Origin of the sequence: Pandoraea morbifera, assembly GCF_902459575.1 — a bacterium.
GTDB classification, from domain to species: domain Bacteria; phylum Pseudomonadota; class Gammaproteobacteria; order Burkholderiales; family Burkholderiaceae; genus Pandoraea; species Pandoraea morbifera.
The window spans coordinates 680,202-699,022 of the sequence record NZ_CABPSD010000001.1; the positions used below are offsets into that span (position 1 = coordinate 680,202).

Below are 18,821 nucleotides of genomic sequence, written 5' to 3' on the forward strand. Positions count from 1 at the left end.
ATCACGTCTCCCTGAATTCGCCTGATGCGTTTCTCCATCGCGTCGCTCGTCGCCTGGCGGGTAAGGGCGATTCGCCGCGTCATTGCGACCGCCCGAACCGATCGAGCATCGATGTCGGCATGTCGCTGCGCGAGACGTCAGCCGCGCGCGCGAGTTTTGCATCCCCACGACTCGTCGCGGTGGTGGCAGGCGGCATCGGCGCATGCGCCGGGCGCGACAGCCGAACGACCACCGGCGCCGCGTCGCCTGGCGCGGTGGCAACCGGCAACGCGCCCGGCGCAGGCATGCTCAACGACGCCGCCTCGTGCGCGGCAAGGCGCGCTGTATCGGCTGCGGCCGCGGCCCGCCTGGCCTTCGCATGCGCCTTGATATCGGCGGCAAGCTTGTTGATGGCTTCTCGCGTGGACGGCGGCATTTTCGCGCGCGTCATCATGTCTTCGGCGCGCGCACGCTCGCCGGTCACCACGAGATAGACCGCGAGATTGCTCAGGACCTTGCGGTTGTCGGGGCGTAATTCGGCCGCCTGCGCGAGCGGCACGCGCGCGGCGCTCGTCTCGCCGTTGCGCAACAGGGCGAAGCCGAGGTCGCTCAGATAGAACGCCTCGGTCGGCGCGCGCGTCACGGCCTCGCGCAACGCCTGCGCCGCGCTCGCGTAATCCTTGCGCTGCGCCGCCACCAGACCGAGACCGTGCCATGCCGCTGCCGACTCGGTTCCGCCCAGCAATGCCCGGTAAGCCTGCTCGGCCGCATCCGGTTGACCGGTCTCGCGCAACGCATCGGCACGAAGCAGATCGACATCCGGCGCGGCACCGTACTGAATGCGGAACTGGTCGATGTGCGCGAGCGACGCGAAGTAGGAACCGTGCTCCTGCAGCTGTCGAATCATGGAGAGGTACAACTCGCGCGTGTCGGGCCTGGCCGCCTTGGCCTTCTCTTCGTCGTTCTGCTGGGCTTGCATGAGCGCGGCGGCCGACGGCGCACCGTATCCGCCGATACTCGTGGCGCTGCATGCGGCGAGCATCGACAAACCAAGCGCGGCAAGCGAGACACCCGCGAATGCACGGGCGAGCACGCCGGCAGCGCGCCCGACGCGCTCCACGGGGTCGATGTCTTCAATACCTGCGATGTCGATCGACCGACGCACCTCACGGGCGCTCGGTCCTGATGTCGGAATGGGTCGATTCACTGCATGACCTCCATGGATTTGGTCAGCGAGAGCAACGCCGGCCCGGCGACCACCAGCATCAGCGCCGGCAGCAGGGTCAGCATCATCGCCAGAGTCATCTTCACGGTGAGCTTGCCGATACGCTCCTTCATCGTCTGGCGACGCTGTTCGCGCAGCCGGTCGCTGAACTGCTGCAAGGGCTCCTGCACGGCGCCGCCGTGCTGCTCGACCTGCACGATCAGGCGCACCAGCGCGCGCAGATCGTCGTTGTCGTACACCTCGCGCAAGCGGCCCATCGACGCCTCGCGTCCGCGCCCCGAGGCGTATTGCCGGTTGGCGTTCTCGAATTCCTTCGACAGGATCGGCAGCACTTCGCGGAAGTCCGACACCATCACGTACAGGCTCTGATCCATCGACAGCCCCACGCCCTGGAGCAGGCGCAGCAGGTCGATGAGCAGTGGCAGTTCCTCGATCAGGTCGCGACGGCGCGCGGCTGCCTTGCGCTGCACATAGAACTTCGGCGCAAGCAGGCCGACACCAACCGCGCCGAGCAGGCGCACGATCGTGCTCAGGCCGCCGCCTCCCGGAAACCAGAGCCACACGAGCAGCGGAAGCACCACGGCGAGCGCCACTCGGGAGAACAGGAACAGCGATTTGGCGCGCACGCTGTCCCAGCCGCACTGCGCCAGCAGCAGACGATCCTCGGCGGCGATCAGATGCTGTCCCAAACGCGTCTCCGACCACTGCTTGCCGAGTGCCGCCGCGCGGTCGAAGACGGCACGCCAGCCGCGTCGTACGCCCTCGCCCGCCTCACCGGGGTCCGCCGCGGCGGCGTCGTTTGCCACCCGATGACCGAGCGGCGCGCTGGCCGCACGCAGCGCGGCGAGCGCCTGTTGCTGGCGGCTCGCGAGGACCTGGTCGATCATTCGCTCGTTGCGGCCCTGGCGCAGGGCACGCAACAGGATGGCCGAGGCGGCCAGCAACAGCCCGGCGGCGACCATCAGCACACCGAGCGTCATCCACAGATGCGAATCGCCCGACAGGTTCGACAGGGACGAGAAGTTCATGAACGTCACCCTTGCCCGCTCACAGCGACTTGGCCAGCCGGTACAGCAAGAAGCCGCCCAGCACTTCCAGCCCAACGCCGACGGCCAGCAACTTCTGCCCGGAAGGCTCCTGGAACATCGGCTCGAAGAATCGCGGATTGAGCAGCATCAGCATCGCGCTCACGATGATCGGCAGCGCCGCGAGCACCCACGCGGACAACCGCGTCTCGGACGACAGCGCATACAGTTCGGCCTGTGCCTGCTCGCGATCGCGCATGAAGCCGGCCATGCGCGCAAGAATCTGATCGGCGCGCCCGCCGAAGCGCGTCGAGAGATCGACGACCGCCGCAAACAGGTAGATCTCCTCGACCTGGTACACGCGGGCGATCTGCTTGAGCGCCACATCCAAATCGACCCCCGCCTGCACCTGACGCACCGCCCGCTCGAGCAGTTCGCGCAGCGGCATGTCCGCATTGCCCGCCGCCGTCTGAAACGCGGCGGGCAAGCTGTTGCCGACCGTGAGCATGCGCACCATGCCGTCGAGAAACACCGGCAATTGCCGCACGATATTGCGATGGCGGCGCGCCGCCTTGAACCAGTAACGCAGTACAGTACCCACGGCATACATCACGAGAATGACGATCGCCGAGAGCGGCCCGTGCCAGAGCCAGAACCCCAGCACCAGCCCCAGCCCCGGCGCGATGAGCAGCGTGTAGAACGTCGGATCGGGCTGCACGCCCGCGCGCTCGAAGAAGAACTCCCATGGCAATGACTTGCGCCGGGGCGCACGTCTCGCGCCGTTCGCGCCGGCGTCACCGGGTGCGCCGGGGGTACCGAAGCGCGGGGCGGACTGGGCAAGCTGCCTCTCGATGAACGCGCTCGTCGCCTGCGCCCTGGCGCGCAGTTGGGTCCGGCGCCAAAGTTCGAGCCCCGCCGCCACCAGCAGCAGCGCGATGCATGCGGCCCACAGCACGACGGCATTCATCGCCGGCGCCCGAAGAATCCGCCGCCACCCGAATCGGGCGGCGGATTGCCCTGCGTCTGCGCGGCGGCGGCCGCCGTGTTGCGCGTGTGCTCCCTGTAGCGTTGCAGCTTCGGCGAATGAGGCTGCAGCCCCAGCGATATCCAGCGGTCCTTCTCTTCCCCGTCAGGCCCCACGACCGTCTCGTGGCGGTACAGCTCCTGTGTGGAAATCACCGTATCCGAAACACCGGTGACTTCGGTGATCGACAAAATGCGTCGCCGCCCGCTCGACAAACGCCCGATCTGCACGATGAAATCCAGTGCACTGGTGATTTGCCGTCGCAGGCTGCTTTCACTGCCCTGGAAACCCGCGAAGCCCGCGAGCATTTCGAGACGGTAGAGACATTCGCGCGGCGAGTTGGCGTGAATCGTCGCCATCGAGCCTTCGTGCCCCGTGTTCATCGCCTGCATCATTTCCAGCACTTCGGAGCCGCGCACTTCACCCACGATGATCCGGTCCGGGCGCATGCGCAGGCTGTTGCGGATCAGGTCGCGAATCGTCACTTCGCCGGAGCCGTCGAAGCCACCCTGGCGCGACTCGAGGCGCACCACGTGCGGGTGATTGAGCGAGAGCTCGGCCGTGTCCTCGACGGTCACGACCCGCTCGGTGGCCGGAATGAAACTGGCGAGCGCGTTGAGCAACGAGGTCTTGCCCGAGCTGGTGCCGCCGGACACGAGAATGTTGCAACGCGAACGCACGGCCGCTTCGAGCAGCGCGTAGATTTCCTCGTTGAAGCTGCCGAGCGCGAGCAGGTCCGAAGGCTTGAGCGGATCCTTGCGGAACTTGCGGATCGAGACCACTGGTCCGTCCACGGCAAGCGGCTCGATCACCACGTTCAGACGCCCCCCGTCGGGCAGGCGCGCATCGACCATCGGGTTCGACTCGTCCAGACGCCGGCCGATGGGCGCGAGAATGCGGCGCACGATGCGCAACAGATGCTGGTTGTCCGAGAAGCGCAGCGCTTCACGGGCCAGCACCCCCTTGCGCGACACGTACACGTCGTTGTAGCCGTTGATGAGAATGTCTTCGACGGCCGGATCGGCCAGCAGATCCTCGATGGGACCGAACCCTGCGAGTTCCTTGGTGAGTGCGTCGGAGATCTGGCGCAGTTCCGACTCGTTGATCGGAATGCGGCGCAGGCGCACGAAGCCGTCCATCTCGAGGTCGACGAATTGCTGGATCGCACCCCGGCTCCAGCGCCCGAACTCCGCGCCGAGCTCCTCGATGCGCGCGAGCAGATGTTCGTGCGCCGCGTTCTTGATGTCCTGGAATTGCTGCGAATTGGCGAACGCACGCTTGTCGTCGGCGAATTCGATGGAGTCGGTCATATCAGTGCTTTCCCATGAATCGACCCAACCAGCCCGACGGCTGGCGGTGCGCTGCGGTCTTCGCATGCTGCGCCGAGAGAAGCCGTTCGACGAGCGGTTGCAACGCGCGCACATAGGGATCGCCGCGCGCGGTGTCGAGAATCAGCTTGCCCTGGTTGGTCGCCGAGAGCATGGCCAGCGGGCGGTCGGGCAACGTGGCGAGCAGCGGCACGTCGAAGCGCTTCGCGATCTGATCGGCCGCCATGCCGTAGCGAGGGTCGTAGCGATTGAGCACCAGATGCAAATGGCCGCGGTCGACGCCCTTTTCCTCGAGATCGCGCAACATCGACGCGAGCGAGACGATTGCCCCCACGCTCTGGTCGACCACCAGCCAGACCTCGTCGGCCGCGCGCACGAGGCTCGCGACGAACGCCGGGTTCGAGAAGCCGCCCAGATCGGCGACGATCAGGTCGAAGAACGCGCGCAGACGGTCGGTGAGCGCAAGTGCGTCGGCGGCAGCCACGCTGCGCATGTCGCCCAGGTCGAGCGGCAACGGCAGCACCGCGAGTCCGCTGGGCGCATGCGAGACCGCGGTGTGCACGAGCGTCTCGTCGAAGCGCCGCAGGTTCTGCACCGCCTCGGCGAAACTGAACTGGCTTTGCGTGTTCAGGTACAGCAGCCCGTCGCCCGAGGGTAACCCGAGGTCGAGCAGCGCGACATGACCCAGCAACGACGTATCGAACTTGTCGTCCTTGGCGGCCGGCGCTTTCGCGAGCCTGGCGGGCTTGTCGTCGACGCTCCCCACCGACACCTCCTGCCCGAGTTGCGAGAGATGTGCCGCGAGCGTGCTGCAGCCCACGCCGATTCGTGCGCCCAGCAGCACGACGAAACGCCCATGGCGCTGTGCGGCGCCAGGTCCCGGCGGTGGCGATTGATCCACCACGCGGCGAACCACTTCGAGCGCCTCGTCATGCGTGGCGTGCACGTCGATAAAATCGTGCACGCCAGCGCGAATCGCCGCCTTCATGCCGTCGGCGCGAGCCATCGAGCCCACGGCCACGAGCGGCAGCTTGGGCGCCACGCGCTTGAGCATCTGCGCGAGCTCGACAGCCTGGGCAATGCCGCCGTCGGGCACTTCGTCGGCATGCCCGGTCGGCTCGCCCGAAAAATCGAGCAGCACGACCTGCGGATCGAGATCGCCAATGCGCTGCTGCAATTGCGCCGGGCGCCCCGCTTCCTGCAGCACCACGCCCTCGTCGCGCAGCGCTGCCGAGAGCCACTGACCGTGGCCCGCGTGCGCACTGCAAAAGAGGAAACGGTGCAACTCGGTCATGGTGTCCAGTATTCGTGTCGGTGCGTTCATATATGCACTCCTTACTGCTTGCGCGCAACGCTGCGGCTTCCGCTTCGCGCGGCCCCGTCGTGACGACGGTGTCGGCGCTACTTCGAGAATCCCGGCAGTTCGCTGTCGCTTGCCCCACCCATCAGATAGTCGCCCCATACCGGCCCCGGTCGCTTCTCGCGCGTATCTCCGGGCAACGGCATGGCCACATCCTTCGCCACCGGCTTCACCAGATGCGGCGTGACGACGATGACCAGCTCCTTTTCGGCGCTGCTGTACTTCAGATTCCGGAAAAATGCGCCGATGAGCGGCAGATCGCCGAGCAGCGGCACCTTGTCCACGGCGGCCGTCGTGGTGCGGGAAATCAGGCCGCCGATAACGAAACTCTCGCCGTCGCCCAGTTCGACGGTCGTGTCCGCGCGGCGCGTCGTGATTGCGGGGATCTGGATCGAACTGGTCACGATGGCGTTGGTGTAATCGATGTCGGACGCCTCGGGCGCGACCTTCAGCGCGATGCGATTGGGTGACAGGATGGTCGGCGTCACCGTGAGTCCCACGCCGAACGGCTTGTAAATAATGCTCGTGGTGCCGAGCCCACCCGCCTGCGGCACGGGGATCTCGCCGCCGGCGAGAAAGCTTGCACTCTGTCCCGAGAGGGCGACCAGCGTGGGCGCGGCCAGCACGCGCCCCAGACCGTTGGTCTGCAGCAGGTCGATTTCCGCGGCGAGATTGAATGCGCCGCGCGTGATCGTGCCGAAGAACGAGCCGAAATTCGGCACGGCACCGCTGCGAAACGCGGAGTTGAGCGTGGAGCCCACACCGAAGCTGCCCGAGCCCGAAGTGCGCGAGGCGCTGAAACTCGCCCCCAGCTGATTGAGGATGTTGCGATTGATCTCCACGATCTTCACGTCGACCTGCACCACCCCGGTGTCGCCCACCGTCGAGCGGTCGACCACCACCCCGCCCTTGCCCGACGCGTCGACGGCCGCCGATTGCAGGCCGCTGTGCTCGATCATCGTATTCGCATGGCCCTTGATGAGCGCCGCATTGCCGCGCGCATCGACGCTGGCGGTGCCTGTGTCGCCGAGCGCCCCTTGCAGATCCCCGGTGACATGCACTTCCCAGCGCACTGGCTCGCCGGCACGCGGCCACGCCGATATCTGCGTCGTGCCCGGCTTCTTGCCCACGACGAGCACCGAACCGCGCCGCCCGCCAGTGCCCTTCAGCACGACGATGTCGGCCACCGTGGGGTCGGCCACCGCAACACGCTCGAGCGAGCCCGGCACCGGCAACTCACGCTGCTCGCGAACGCCCATCGTCAGCGAGCGCGTTGCGGCGCTCACGCCCGAGTCGGCCGCATCGGCCAGGCGGACCCACACCGACGCCGAGCTCGCGAGCAACGCGGCGAAGCACAACAGCAGTCCCGTAACGCGTCTGGTCTCTCGTTTGGCGGTGCGAACCTGGCTTCTGGTCATGGCGTGGCTGTATCGGTCACTGTGTCGGTTGATGGGTGTGTCGGCGGCTTCGTGTGGCTCAATAAGCGGCCGTCGATCGTTCGGCGCCCCGCACCACCTCGATGGCACTACCCGCTCCGCCGCCCGGCGTGCCTGGACCACGCGAGGCCGTCGCCCGACGCGCCGGCTCTCCCGCAAGCCCGGTCGCGGCGATCCCGGCGTAGGCCTGGTTCTCTGGTGTGGCGAGCGCGGCGCGATCGTCGACCCGCAGGCCGGCCTTACCGGCCAATACCGGCGGCGGCGATGGGAACAGCGACGTGTCCGGCATGGCGTCATCGCTCGGGTTGCGAAGCGCGAGCATGATCTTTCCCTGCTGTGTGCCGAGCATCACGCGGTTGACGTCGGCCACCGGCACGGCCACCACGGCGGACGTCGCCGGCACCGGCGGCGGGTTGCTCGCCGGTTGCGGCGGCGGTGCCGTGGACGCCACGGCCTGCACCGTCGAGGCCACGCCGGGCGACGCCGGCGGCGGCGTCACGTCGTCGAGCGACGCATTGCCGTAGGTCAGCACCCGCACGCGCGATGCCAGCAGACGTGCCTGCGTGTCATCCGCCACGGCGCCGTTGGGTCCCGCCTGGTTGGTCTTGAGGGTGAAGAAGACGTCCACGTAATCGCCCGGGCGAATCCGGTTGCTCACCCCGACCGTTTCCGTGACGGGGATGGCGACCGCACGCTCGCCCGGCGCGAGTTGCAATGAGAGACCATGCGCGAGTGTGCCTTGCGTGAGCGCCACGCCGGGCGCCAGCGCCACGAGCGGCACGCGCCCCACCACATCGGCCGGGTTCGAGAAACCGCCCACCGTCTGGCTGTTGAACGCCTCGATCTTCACGTCGCCCGCGCCGATCGGCTGCCCCGGCGCGAGCGCCTTGGCCGCCACCACGGCCGGAAAGCGTTGCGTGAGCGTTTGCGTCACCGGCGACGGCGTGGCCGCAGGCGCAGGCGCATTCGACGTCCCCAGACGCAACGCGAAGAGCGCAAGCAGCACGCCTGCGACAACCAGCACGGCAGCAAGAATCTTGGTGGCTTTGTTCATGGCTTGGGGCCTTTCGGCCGTTCAGTCACTACCTGCGGGACGCCGGCACACCGGCGGCATGACAACCTGGCAAACCGCACATCGCTTGTTTCTAACCCGATACGCAAATCACGCGGCGACACGGCTAACTCCCACCGATCGTGGACGTATCGAGCGTGACCGCCGCCGCGCCCACGACACTGGCCGGCACAAGCGCTCCCAACCCCGGCCAGTTGACGGTCATGGGCTGCGTCAGTGTCAGCGTCACGTGAACGATGCATTGCGAACTGGTGGCCGAACCCGATGCCGGGCAGGGATAGGTGGCGTCAGCCGGGAAACTGGTACTCACGACCGACGGCGACGGCCAGGTCAGCGTGTTGGCGATCGCCGTCGTGGCGTAGCTCTGGCGCTGGGCCATCGTGCCCGCGCGCAGCATGGCGCGGCCGGCCTCGGAGGCGGCCTGCGTGAGCATCTGTCGGGCGAGAATATTGATGGAGAAAGCGACGGCGACGTAGAAGGCCGGCAGAAGGACCATCAGGATCAGCATGAATTCGAGAGCGGCGACGCCGCGCGAGCGCGCACCTCGCCGTCCCGGCCATGCCGATGCTGCCTGTGCCCCAAACCGCTTCATGAAGAAACTCCCCGTCGCGCACGGCGCTGTGCGGCCGTGTTTGGCGACGCGTTGGTGCTGCTCATTTGCGCGGCGTCGCCCGCGCCTCCCGTTTTAGCGGTGCCGCTTCGTGCAGCACTCGTTCCCCACACGCCACCGCGCCGGCATCTCGGACGGCGCCCTCACGCCGCACCGGCTTCGTCCCTACCGCCGACTTCCCATCGCCCGATTACCTCACGACGAGAGCCGCGGCTGCCAGATAGGCCCCGTAGGGCAATCCGATGCGTCCATCCCGCCAACGCAGAATGCCTTGCCACGCCCGCGACGACGCCAGGCGTTCACGCCACCGCGCCAGGCCCTTCACCCGCCCGGCCAACAACACCAGCGCATGCAGGCCGGCCGCCACGCTCGCCAGACACCAGACCGGCAGCAACGCGGGATACCCCGCCACCAACCCGATCAGCGCGAACAGCTTCACGTCACCGGCGCCCATCACGCCGCGCCACCAGAACGGCAGCAACGCGATCAGCCCGATGAGCGCACCCAGGCCATGCACCCACAACACCCGAGGCTCGCCGTGCCACGCACGCCACGCCATCCAGACCAGCGTGAGCGCACCGACGCACAACAGCCAAACGTTCGGAATACGGCGCGCAACCAGGTCGGTGACCACGATCGGCACGCACAACAGACTCAGCAATATCAGCACGCGATGTTCCGCCTCGATACGAGCAAAGCCGGGCAATGCGCTCCCCGCGCTAATGCGAGACCGCGGACGTCGCCGCCGACGACACCGTGCTGAAGGCCGTCGTCAACGCACTGCTCAGGTTCGTGTAGACGACCCCGCCGATGATGAGCGCCACGATCGCCGCCAGAATTCCGTACTCCAGTGCCGTGACGCCGCGTTGCCGCGAAAGACGGTGCCTTCGGTGTCTTGTTCCTGCTCGCATTGCTTTCATGATGCGCATCCCCGCGAATACAGCATCCGACTTCCCGCAACGGCGTCTCGATGACTGCGGCGCCTGTTGTCCTCATTGCTTGCGCTTCGGCAGCCGTGAGCAAGCTTGGCGCCCACCGGCCGACGTCAGTAAACGTCGGCGAGCGTCGGTGAGCGTCAGGCACCGACAGCCGTCACGGCAGAGGTTACTTTCGAGAAGACCGTCGAGAACGTGCCCGTGAGATTGGCGTAGATCGTGCCGCCGATGATCACGGCGACGATCGCGGCGAGAATGCCGTATTCCAGCGCCGTAACGCCTCGCTCGTCGCGAGCGAACAGTCGAATACGTTTGCCGAGTTTCATATCAGTCTCCTTCATGAAGGCGCGAGGCGCCCAATCGCCCACGGCAACGCCTCACCGGCCTGTCGGCCACGTGACGCATCCCGCCAAATCACTCATCAATTCTGGACTTCGGCCTCAGGTTCGTTGCGCAGCAAGGCTTTCGAACCTCTTTTACGTTGTACGCCACTAATTCTTTGCTTGTCGACACATCATTTGCGGTGGCGCGCTTATTTTTTCTGATCGTAATTTAAAGTAAATCGCAAAAACTAGAGTCTTGGTTCCAATCACCACCGAGAGTGTAAGAAATCGTTACATTAGTTGATCGAACAATACTCCAAAACCACGCAGTACAACGCTCGCGAGGGAAAACCATGATTTGTGCCACGCCACACACAACCGCGAATCCAATACACCATCCGTTTAAATAACTTTTCATTCATTTCCACGCCGCCGATCGCCCTGTCGAGCGCGACATCCGCCCTTTTTTCTTGCCGGGCTGGACGCACTGACGGCGCAGCGCGGCAACATGCCGCGTAGCGCGCATCGGAACCGCTTCGGTGCGCCAGCACAGACGAGTCAGACGCCCGGACTGTCCCCTCCTTTCCGTTCATCATGCGTTCCGAGCGCTGTCCCGCGCGCATGGGATTGATTCGTTATTCGATTCGAGTGCCTTATCGATATCGATAACCGCCCGTGCGACGCATGCCGTAACAAGCCGTTTCGACCGCGACGGCCATCCCATCTCGAATTCGAATTGAAGCCGACGTAACGCTATCGGGCGCTTCATTCTCTTAGACATCCCGAAGGATTTCCGGACAGTGGCGTTACGTAACGTTACCCGTAACGCCCGACGTAACGGGAACGGATTCTGGCCCGACACTCGCCATTTCCCGATCTCGTTAACCCTGATTTTCACCGGCTTCCAGCAAACCTCGATCTCTCGATTCGAAAGATTCTTGTTTTCCAAAACGCAAATAAATACAGGCTTTTCAGCCGCTTTACGGAAAAACTAGAGCGCTTATTCAACTTTGAAATCAATGATTGGCACACCTCTTGCGCTTACCCCTGCATCGCAACGCTGAAGATCACCGGGGGACACCATGATCATTGGCAATACCAAGCAACCGACGCAGCGCACCGAAGCCATCTCCGCGCAGCGTCAGAGCATCGGCGGCAACGAACGTAGAGGCGCAAGCCCAGGGAGGGGCGGTGAAGACGGCGGTGGCGTACGCGCCACCGCCACACCGTTCGATCCGGCCAACGGCCGCACCACGCATTCGGCGCATGCAATGACAGGCCCCGGCAGTGCCGCTGTCGACGCGCTCCTGTTCGCGCTTATCGCACAACGCATGAACAACCGTCTGGCGGCACAAGCCGTGCTCGCCTGATAACGACAACGACCAGAGGACACCATCATGAATAACCTTCAACGCAATCTGCTCGCTTCCGCCTGCCTTCTTGCCGTCATCACGATGACGGGCTGCGCCAGCTCCGGCTCCGGGGGCACCAGCGGCTCGCTCGGCGACGGTGGCGGCAGCGGTACCACGGCCGGCGCCGGCGGTGGCGGCGGCACGGGCGCCGGCACGGTCAGCGACGGTTCGGGCGCCGGCGGCTCGGGAACGGGTGGCAACGGCAACACAAATGGCAATGGCAATGGCAATGGCGACGGCGGAACCGGTACGAGCGCGACCACCAATCCGATCGGCACGGTCGCCGGTACGGCGAGCACGGGGGTCGTCACGCAAGTCGGCAAGACCGTCAGCGACGTGGGCACGACGCTCGCTGGCACGCAACTCCCCTTGCTGAGCACGCAAACGCAGTCGGGTCTCTCGGGCGCCGTCGTGTCCACCGGCACGGCCGTGCAGACGCTGGGTACGGGCCTGACCAACGGCATCGGCAAGCTCGGATCGGTCAGCGACCCGCTCAACCCGACGCTCGCCAGCGTGGGCGGGGCGGTGACGAACCTCGGCACGGCGGGCACGCAGTTGGGTAGCGCCGTCGCCGGTCTCGGTCAGACGGGCCCGCTCGGAAGCACGCCGATCAATGGCGTCACCACGCTGCTCGGCGGTGTCGTGACCTCGGTCGGCATGGCCGGGCAGTCGCTCGGCACCGGGCTCACGCAGACGGTCACGAGCGCGCCGGTGCAGCAACTGACCACGTCGCTCTCCTCCGCGATCACCCCGATCACGAACGTGGTGACGAACACGACGCAAACGGTTGGCAATACCACGGGCCTGGGAACGCCGGTTGCCGGCTTGCTGGCCACCGTGGGCGGCGGTCTGGCCGGCGTGGGCACGAAGATCGGCGGGCAACTCAACAACCCGGTCGCCGCGGACGTTGGCGGCATCGTCGCAGGCGTGGGCAACACGGTGGCAAGTCTCGGCGGCGTGGTGCACGGCACGCCCACCAGCGCCAATCCGCTCGCACCGCTCACCTCGGCATTGGGCGGACTGACCGGCGGTCTGGGCGGCCTGGGTGGCGGCACTGGCGCCGCTAACCCGCTCGCCCCGGTCACGAACCTGGTCTCGGGCCTGACCGGTGCGCTCGGCGGCGCCGCCGGTGGCACCTCGGGCGGCAACCCGCTTGCGCCGGTGACGACGCTCGTCTCCGGCTTGACGGGCGGTCTCGGCGGCGCCACGGGCGGCACCTCGGGCGGCAACCCGCTTGCGCCGGTCACCACGCTCGTCGCCAGCGTGACGGGGGCGCTCGGTGGCGCCGCCGGTGGTACGCCAGGCAGCAGCGCCCTCGCACCGGTCACGAATCTCGTCTCGGGTCTGACGGGCGGGCTCGGCGCTGTGGCCGGCGGTGCGACCGGCGGCACCGGGAGCACGACCGCAGGCGGCGCCCTCGCGCCGGTGACCAACCTGCTCGGCGCCGTCACGGGCGCGGTCGGCGGTGCAACCAGCGCGGGCGGTACCGGGAGCACCGGCCCGCTCGCCCCGGTAACCGGTCTGCTCGGCGGTCTGCTCGGCGCGAAGAAATAAGCGGCGATTCGCCACGAAACGCGCCCAAGCTCACCGACCATGACCCGCGCGATCCCTCCCCCGGCGTGCGACCGCCGCGATCCGGCCCTCGTCCCGACGCCCACGCATCGGGTCGGAAGGGACCGGGTCCGGCCAATCCCCGACGCGGCGCGCGCGCAGTCGCAGCGACATCGCAGCGCGCGGACCCGGTTTCTCAAGTGGAAGTAGTGGAACGCGGCGCCGGTGCCGTACCTGCCGGTCCAGCCTGACATCCAGCAGTCAAGCACACGGCGACTCGCCGAAACCGAACCGAAACATTCAGAACGACATAGGAGATAGACACCATGAACCTCGCACTTCAACGCTCCCTTCTCGCCTCGGCCGCCATCGCCGCCATCGCACTGACCGGCTGTTCCAGCGGCGGCGGCGGCAGCGGCGCCACCTCGGCTGGCACCACGGGCACGCCGAACGCCGTGGGCACTACCGCGACGAACGCCGGCGGCGTCGTGAGCTCCGCCGGCAATGTCGTGAGCGCGCTCGGCGATCAGGTCGCCAGCACGCAGTTGCCGCTCGTCTCGCCGCAGGCGTCACAGGGATTCGGCGGCGCGCTCAAGAGCACTGGCAATGCGGTCACCGATCTCGGCAACGGCGTGAGTGCCGGTCTCGGTCAAACCGGCACGTCGGCCGATTCCGTCGGCACCACGCTTGCCAGCACCGGCAACGTCGTGACCGACCTGGGCCAGGCAGGCGTCCAGCTGGGCAGTGGTGTGGCCGGCGTCGGCAAGAGTGGCCCGCTCGCCGGCACCCCGGTCGACGGACTGACGTCCGCCGTGGGCAATGTGGTGTCCACGGTCGGCCAGGGCGGCATCGCGGGGGGTGCGATTCTGAAGCAGGCTTTCACGGGCGGACCGGTCACCCAGGTGACTTCCACGCTCTCGAAGGCGATCAACCCGGTCACCAATGTCGTGTCCGACACCACTCGCACCGTGGGTACCACGACCGGCCTGGGCGGGCCGGTGCAGAACCTGCTCACCACGCTCGGCAATACGGTCGGCACGGTCGGCACCACGATGAAGGGCACCTCATCGAACGGCGTGGTGACGGCGCTCGGCAACACGGTCATCGCCACGGGCAATACGGTCGGCGGCGTCGGCTCGTTCCTGAACGGGTCCACCTCGACCGGCACGGCCAACCCGTTCGGCTCGCTGCTCGGCAACCTCGGCTCGACCGCGGCGGGCGGCAACGCGAATCCGCTCGGCTCGGTGACCGGTCTGCTGGGTGGACTCGGTGGCACCAGCGGCGGCAGCAGCCCGCTTGCGCCGGTCACGGGTCTGCTGGGCGGCCTGAGCGGTGCAGCCTCGGGATCGGGGGGCGGCAGCAGCCCGCTCGCGCCCGTGACGGGCCTGCTCTCGGGCGTGACGAGCGCGGCCGGCGGCAGCTCGGGCGGCGCAACGGGCGGCCTCGGCGGTCTGCTCGCACCCGTGACCACCCTGCTCGGCAGCGTTGCCAGCGTCGGCAAGTAAATCGCACGTGACACATGGCATTGCGCGCGCCGCCGACCTTGCGGCGCCGCGTATGCCGCAGGCAATTCATCGATAAGGAGATGCCATGGCCCGCTTCCTATCCGACACCGGCGTGCTGATGCGCGGTCTTGGCGAATCCGCCTCGCAATATGCCGACCCCGCGGCCATGCGCGAGAGCGCCGGCGGTGTCGGCGCCCGCCAGAGCCACAACACGTTCGGCGCCGATTCGGGCGCCGCTTCCGGGGCGACTTCCACTGCCTCCCCGCTCAACGCAACGCACGGCACCATGAGCGACCGACATACGAACCGAAACGATCTCGTCGCCGGCATCGTCCGCTCGCTCGGGCGCCGGCTCGCCGTGTACACCGCGCTCTATCACGCAGCGCTGGCTGAACAGCTCGGCCTGAACGTCACCGACCTCAACGCGCTCGACCTGATTCTCGAACTCGAATCGATCACCGCCGGTCAGTTGGCCGAGCTCATGGGCGTGAGCTCCGGCGGCATCACCACCGTCATCGACCGGCTCGAGCGCGCAGGCTTCGTCGAGCGCGAAAAGAATCCGCACGACCGTCGCATGGTGATGATCCATCCGATCGCCGAGCGCTGCGCGCAGATCGAGCAGTTCCTGTCGTCGGTCTCGCGCGAGCTCACCGCCGTGAGCGCCGCGTATGACCACAGCGAGCTCGCCGCGATTCACGACTTCCTGGTGCAAAGCATTCGCACCCTGAAGAGCGAAACCTTCCGTCTGCGCTTCGAGGCCGACCAGGACATCGCCGGTCTGGTCTCCAGTGCCCGAGGCCCAACGTCCAGGGCCTGACGGCCACCGGCGAGCCACGGCCCCCGGAAGCGCTCGTCCCTGTTCGAGGAGACATGTCATGTCGAAATGGCTTCACCCCACCTTGCTCGCCGCGCTCGTCGCAGCGCTCTTCGGCGTCACCGGCTGCTCCAGTTCGGGCGGCGGCAGTGGCGCGACGTCGAACACGCCGACAAACCCAAACAATCCCAACACACCGACCAATCCGAACGACCCCAATAATCCGACGAACCCGACAACGTCGAGCAACGGTGTGGTGAGCTCGGTCGGCTCCGTGGTCAGCGCCGTCGGAAACCAGGTGTCCGGCACGACGATTCCGGGCGTGTCGCCACAGGCCACGCAAGGTTTTGGCGGGGCTCTCACGCAGACGGGTAACGCCGTGACCGACCTGGGCTCCGGCGTGGGCAGCGGGCTTGGACAGTTGGGCAAAGCCGGCGCCGATCCGGTCGGCACCACGCTCGCGAGCACCGGCAACGTTGTGACCGATCTGGGCAACGCGGGCAAATCGCTCGGCAGCGGTATCGCGGGCATCGGCAAGAGCGGGCCGCTCGCGAACACCCCCGTCGACACGCTCACGGGCGTGCTCGGCAACGCGGTCGCCACCGTCGGTCAGGGGGGCGTGAGCGGCGGCGCAGCCCTTACGCAGACGCTCGGGAGCGCCCCCGTCGTGCAGGCGACCACGGCGCTCTCGTCCGCCATCTCGCCGATCACGAATACGGTGGTGAGCGCCACGCAGACCTTGGGGAACACGACCGGCGTGGGCACGCCGGTGGCGGGCCTGCTGGGCACACTGGGCGGCGCGCTGAATCAGGCGGGTGCCCAGGTGAAAAGCGCCGCGCCGAACGCCGTGGTCGCCAGCCTCGGCAATCCGCTCATGGCACTGGGTAACACCGCTACCAGCGCCGGCGGCCTGCTCTTCGGCAACACCAGCGCAACGCGCCCGAACGCACTGGGCAATGTGCTCGCCAACGTCGGCAATACGACGGTGACGCCCGGCACGGCCGGTGGCAACAATCCGCTGGGCGCCCTGACCGGCCTGCTCGGCGGTCTCGGCGGTCTCGGCGGGAACGCGGGCGGCGGCGCGTCGGGCACCAATCCGCTGGGCAGTCTCACCGGACTGCTCGGCAGCGCCACGGCCGTGACCGGCGGGACCGGTGGAATCGGTGGAAGTGGCAACGGCGCCACGAACCCGCTCGGCACCGTCACCACGTTGTTGAGCACCGTTACGACACCACTCACATCGCTCGCCAGCGCCGGCGCGGGCGGCGCGACCGGGTCCGGCAGTGCAGGCGGTGCCGGAGCGCTGCTGACGCCGGTCACAGGACTGTTGGGCGGACTGGCAAGGTAAGCGCGCCAGCGTCCGAGGATCGCGAGGGGGGAACGTCGGCGGCGTGCAGGCGCCAATGACGTCGGCAAACCCGGACAGTGAAGCGACACTGCCCGGGCTTTGTCGTGCCAGGGTGTTGACGCCCCCCCGCATTTCGTCGCGCCCCGACATTTGGGAAATGAGCCATTCCTGGTGTCCGGCAGCGTCGCGTGCGAGCAGAATCGCTCGCCGTTCCGCGTCGTCCTTGCCCGCGTCGTGTCCCGACGCCGGGCGACCCGCGCGCGGTTTCCCACGACGCCTCCTCTGACGCACCGATATCATGATTGGCCAAACAAGTCTGCGGCACGCCCCTGCCGCAACGTCCCACGTCGTCCTCGACGAAACGCCCGCCCCCACCGCGAACGCCGACGCGGGCCCCGAACCATCGCCGCCTTCTTCGGCATCCGAAACGTCAAGCCAGTGGTATGCGCTGACGCGTGAGCAACGCATCGCTGGCGCGAGATGGCGACGCAGCTTGCTCAGCATCCAGACGTCTGCCCGAACCGGCAATGCAACCGGTACGCACGACCCCCACGAGCGTCGCTCGCGGGCATTGACGCAGGCGTGGATCGACGCGACGCGCGAACTTTGCCGACGCTCGCCACCGGAGCGCCCGTCGGACCCGCAACAGGCGGCGGCGTTCGACAGCGTGCTCGCACAAATGACACCGCTCGTGAACGCCAGCGAGGCGCAAGCGTCGGCACATCAGACGTCTCGTCTCGTACCGGTCGCGCAACGCATCGATGACATCGACGCATGGATCGAGAGGCACGGCATCGACGCCATGCCTCGCGAGATGCTCGAACAACGTAACGTCATGACCGCAGCGCTTGTCGATCATGACGTCTACTTCGACCAGTCGATTCCGCAGATCCTGCCCGCCCGGGTGCAACGCATCGACACGCACGACGACAACGACCCTGGTGGTTCGGGCTTCTTCGGCGCGGTTTACGCCGACCCGGTCGGCGGCAACATCCTGGTCGCCAATCGCGGCACGGAGATGAACATCGCGGCACACGCTTACGTCGACTGGAAGCAGAACGTGTTGCAGGCGCTAGGCTTACCTTCACGGCAATACGAGGCGGCCATCGCCTGGGCGAAGACGCTGACGCAGCTGTATCCGGCGTCGCGGCTGGTGTTCACGGGGCACTCGCTGGGCGGCGGCCTCGCCTCGGCGCAGACCTCCGTGGTCGAGCGATCGCACGGCCTGACGTTCGACCCCGCCGGCCTGCACGAACGCACGGTGGCCCGCCATCATGCGACTCCGGCAGCCTCGCGCGTGGACGCGTACCACGTGCAGGGCGAAATTCTCTCGGTCGTTCAAAGCCTGGTGCGCAACGCCACGCGAATCGCCGGGCGCATTCCCCTGATCGGCGCCATGGTGGCCTGGCTGGCACGGTTATCGATGCCGCATCCGGTCGGCACGCGCATCGGACTCCCGCCGGCGGCATCGTCAGGCACGCAACGGGAGAGATCGGCGCCTGACCCGGCCGGCAGCGGCCTCTCCGAATCGATCGCGCGTCATTCGATGCCGCAGATGATTCGGTCGCTGTTCGCGCGTCTGGCGCGTGTGCCTACGATGACATCGGCAAACCGTAACGTCATATTGCTCAAGTGACGCGGGCGCGATGCCTCCAAGACCGGTCACGGAGCGCATCGGCGACGCGACACCCGCGGCGCGGCATGGTCCGGACCCTCGTGACGCCATGGCCGTGCATGAAAAAAAGCCCCGGACGTATCGTCCGGGGCCTTGCACCGCGCGTCGGAGATGGGACCGCGCCGGGGTCGATGCCCACGTCATGGCCGCCGCGCCCGCACTTGCACTTGCAATCGCGTCGGCGGCCGCACGTGTCACA

17 protein-coding genes are annotated in these 18,821 nt (G+C 67.2%); 6 read left to right on the forward strand and 11 right to left on the reverse strand.

Going from position 1 to position 18,821, the window contains the following annotated elements; translation table 11 throughout:
* Window positions 1-79: 79 nt before the first annotated feature.
* The 11 genes from PMO31116_RS02890 to PMO31116_RS02940 form a co-directional block, all read right to left on the reverse strand.
* Window positions 80-1,186, reverse strand: a complete 1,107-nt coding sequence (locus PMO31116_RS02890; protein WP_150565366.1) for a tetratricopeptide repeat protein — start codon at window positions 1,184-1,186, stop codon at window positions 80-82.
* Complete coding sequence (locus PMO31116_RS02895; protein WP_150565367.1) at window positions 1,183-2,232, reverse strand: type II secretion system F family protein; 1,050 nt, start codon at window positions 2,230-2,232, stop codon at window positions 1,183-1,185. The genes PMO31116_RS02890 and PMO31116_RS02895 overlap by 4 nt, the downstream gene beginning before the upstream one ends.
* 19 nt (window positions 2,233-2,251) lie before the next feature.
* The gene (locus tag PMO31116_RS02900; protein WP_150565368.1) at window positions 2,252-3,196 is read right to left on the reverse strand and encodes a type II secretion system F family protein; all 945 of its coding nucleotides are present in this window, start codon (window positions 3,194-3,196) and stop codon (window positions 2,252-2,254) included.
* On the reverse strand, window positions 3,193-4,563 hold the full coding sequence (locus PMO31116_RS02905) for a TadA family conjugal transfer-associated ATPase (protein WP_150565369.1): 1,371 nt from the start codon (window positions 4,561-4,563) through the stop codon (window positions 3,193-3,195). The genes PMO31116_RS02900 and PMO31116_RS02905 overlap by 4 nt, the downstream gene beginning before the upstream one ends.
* Window position 4,564: 1 nt before the next feature.
* On the reverse strand, window positions 4,565-5,905 hold the full coding sequence (locus tag PMO31116_RS02910) for a CpaE/TadZ family protein (RefSeq protein ID WP_150565370.1): 1,341 nt from the start codon (window positions 5,903-5,905) through the stop codon (window positions 4,565-4,567).
* A 77-nt stretch (window positions 5,906-5,982) separates the two neighbouring features.
* Window positions 5,983-7,359, reverse strand: coding sequence for a type II and III secretion system protein family protein (locus PMO31116_RS02915; protein ID WP_217424710.1), 1,377 nt, complete (start codon window positions 7,357-7,359; stop codon window positions 5,983-5,985).
* A gap of 58 nt (window positions 7,360-7,417) precedes the next feature.
* Window positions 7,418-8,431 (reverse strand): Flp pilus assembly protein CpaB, encoded by a 1,014-nt coding sequence (gene cpaB, locus PMO31116_RS02920; protein ID WP_150565371.1) that lies wholly within the window; start codon window positions 8,429-8,431, stop codon window positions 7,418-7,420.
* Window positions 8,432-8,555: 124 nt separating this feature from the next.
* Window positions 8,556-9,041 (reverse strand): TadE/TadG family type IV pilus assembly protein, encoded by a 486-nt coding sequence (locus tag PMO31116_RS02925; protein ID WP_150565372.1) that lies wholly within the window; start codon window positions 9,039-9,041, stop codon window positions 8,556-8,558.
* A 208-nt stretch (window positions 9,042-9,249) separates the two neighbouring features.
* Entirely contained in the window at window positions 9,250-9,729 is a 480-nt protein-coding gene (locus tag PMO31116_RS02930) for an A24 family peptidase (RefSeq protein WP_150565373.1), read from the reverse strand.
* A 49-nt stretch (window positions 9,730-9,778) separates the two neighbouring features.
* Complete coding sequence (locus PMO31116_RS24235; RefSeq protein WP_343038590.1) at window positions 9,779-9,988, reverse strand: Flp family type IVb pilin; 210 nt, start codon at window positions 9,986-9,988, stop codon at window positions 9,779-9,781.
* 146 nt (window positions 9,989-10,134) lie between these two features.
* The gene (locus PMO31116_RS02940; protein WP_023595646.1) at window positions 10,135-10,320 is read right to left on the reverse strand and encodes a Flp family type IVb pilin; all 186 of its coding nucleotides are present in this window, start codon (window positions 10,318-10,320) and stop codon (window positions 10,135-10,137) included.
* 1,079 nt (window positions 10,321-11,399) lie between these two features.
* On the opposite strand from PMO31116_RS02940, the gene PMO31116_RS02945 reads away from it, so the two are divergent.
* From PMO31116_RS02945 to PMO31116_RS02970, 6 genes are all read left to right on the forward strand, one after another.
* Window positions 11,400-11,687, forward strand: coding sequence for a hypothetical protein (locus PMO31116_RS02945; protein WP_150565375.1), 288 nt, complete (start codon window positions 11,400-11,402; stop codon window positions 11,685-11,687).
* Window positions 11,688-11,714: 27 nt separating this feature from the next.
* Window positions 11,715-13,283: a collagen-like triple helix repeat-containing protein gene (locus tag PMO31116_RS02950; RefSeq protein ID WP_150565376.1), complete on the forward strand. Its 1,569-nt coding sequence runs from the start codon at window positions 11,715-11,717 to the stop codon at window positions 13,281-13,283.
* 323 nt (window positions 13,284-13,606) lie between these two features.
* The gene (locus PMO31116_RS02955) at window positions 13,607-14,785 is read left to right on the forward strand and encodes a collagen-like triple helix repeat-containing protein (protein WP_150565377.1); all 1,179 of its coding nucleotides are present in this window, start codon (window positions 13,607-13,609) and stop codon (window positions 14,783-14,785) included.
* Window positions 14,786-14,870: 85 nt separating this feature from the next.
* The gene (locus tag PMO31116_RS02960; RefSeq protein ID WP_150565378.1) at window positions 14,871-15,602 is read left to right on the forward strand and encodes a MarR family winged helix-turn-helix transcriptional regulator; all 732 of its coding nucleotides are present in this window, start codon (window positions 14,871-14,873) and stop codon (window positions 15,600-15,602) included.
* 58 nt (window positions 15,603-15,660) lie between these two features.
* Window positions 15,661-16,947, forward strand: a complete 1,287-nt coding sequence (locus tag PMO31116_RS02965) for a collagen-like triple helix repeat-containing protein (RefSeq protein ID WP_150565379.1) — start codon at window positions 15,661-15,663, stop codon at window positions 16,945-16,947.
* A 493-nt stretch (window positions 16,948-17,440) separates the two neighbouring features.
* Complete coding sequence (locus PMO31116_RS02970) at window positions 17,441-18,583, forward strand: Tle-like phospholipase domain-containing protein (RefSeq protein WP_174970776.1); 1,143 nt, start codon at window positions 17,441-17,443, stop codon at window positions 18,581-18,583.
* Window positions 18,584-18,821 lie beyond the last annotated feature (238 nt).

Coding starts and splice junctions, on each gene's coding strand:
- PMO31116_RS02895 (WP_150565367.1), bottom strand. CDS start 2,232: ATGAACTTCTCGTCCCTGTCGAACCTGTCGGGCGATTCGCATCTGTGG.
- PMO31116_RS02900 (WP_150565368.1), bottom strand. CDS start 3,196: ATGAATGCCGTCGTGCTGTGGGCCGCATGCATCGCGCTGCTGCTGGTG.
- PMO31116_RS02905 (WP_150565369.1), bottom strand. CDS start 4,563: ATGACCGACTCCATCGAATTCGCCGACGACAAGCGTGCGTTCGCCAAT.
- PMO31116_RS02910 (WP_150565370.1), bottom strand. CDS start 5,905: ATGAACGCACCGACACGAATACTGGACACCATGACCGAGTTGCACCGT.
- PMO31116_RS02915 (WP_217424710.1), bottom strand. CDS start 7,359: ATGACCAGAAGCCAGGTTCGCACCGCCAAACGAGAGACCAGACGCGTT.
- cpaB (WP_150565371.1), bottom strand. CDS start 8,431: ATGAACAAAGCCACCAAGATTCTTGCTGCCGTGCTGGTTGTCGCAGGC.
- PMO31116_RS02925 (WP_150565372.1), bottom strand. CDS start 9,041: ATGAAGCGGTTTGGGGCACAGGCAGCATCGGCATGGCCGGGACGGCGA.
- PMO31116_RS24235 (WP_343038590.1), bottom strand. CDS start 9,988: ATGCGCATCATGAAAGCAATGCGAGCAGGAACAAGACACCGAAGGCAC.
- PMO31116_RS02940 (WP_023595646.1), bottom strand. CDS start 10,320: ATGAAACTCGGCAAACGTATTCGACTGTTCGCTCGCGACGAGCGAGGC.
- PMO31116_RS02945 (WP_150565375.1), top strand. CDS start 11,400: ATGATCATTGGCAATACCAAGCAACCGACGCAGCGCACCGAAGCCATC.
- PMO31116_RS02950 (WP_150565376.1), top strand. CDS start 11,715: ATGAATAACCTTCAACGCAATCTGCTCGCTTCCGCCTGCCTTCTTGCC.
- PMO31116_RS02955 (WP_150565377.1), top strand. CDS start 13,607: ATGAACCTCGCACTTCAACGCTCCCTTCTCGCCTCGGCCGCCATCGCC.
- PMO31116_RS02960 (WP_150565378.1), top strand. CDS start 14,871: ATGGCCCGCTTCCTATCCGACACCGGCGTGCTGATGCGCGGTCTTGGC.
- PMO31116_RS02965 (WP_150565379.1), top strand. CDS start 15,661: ATGTCGAAATGGCTTCACCCCACCTTGCTCGCCGCGCTCGTCGCAGCG.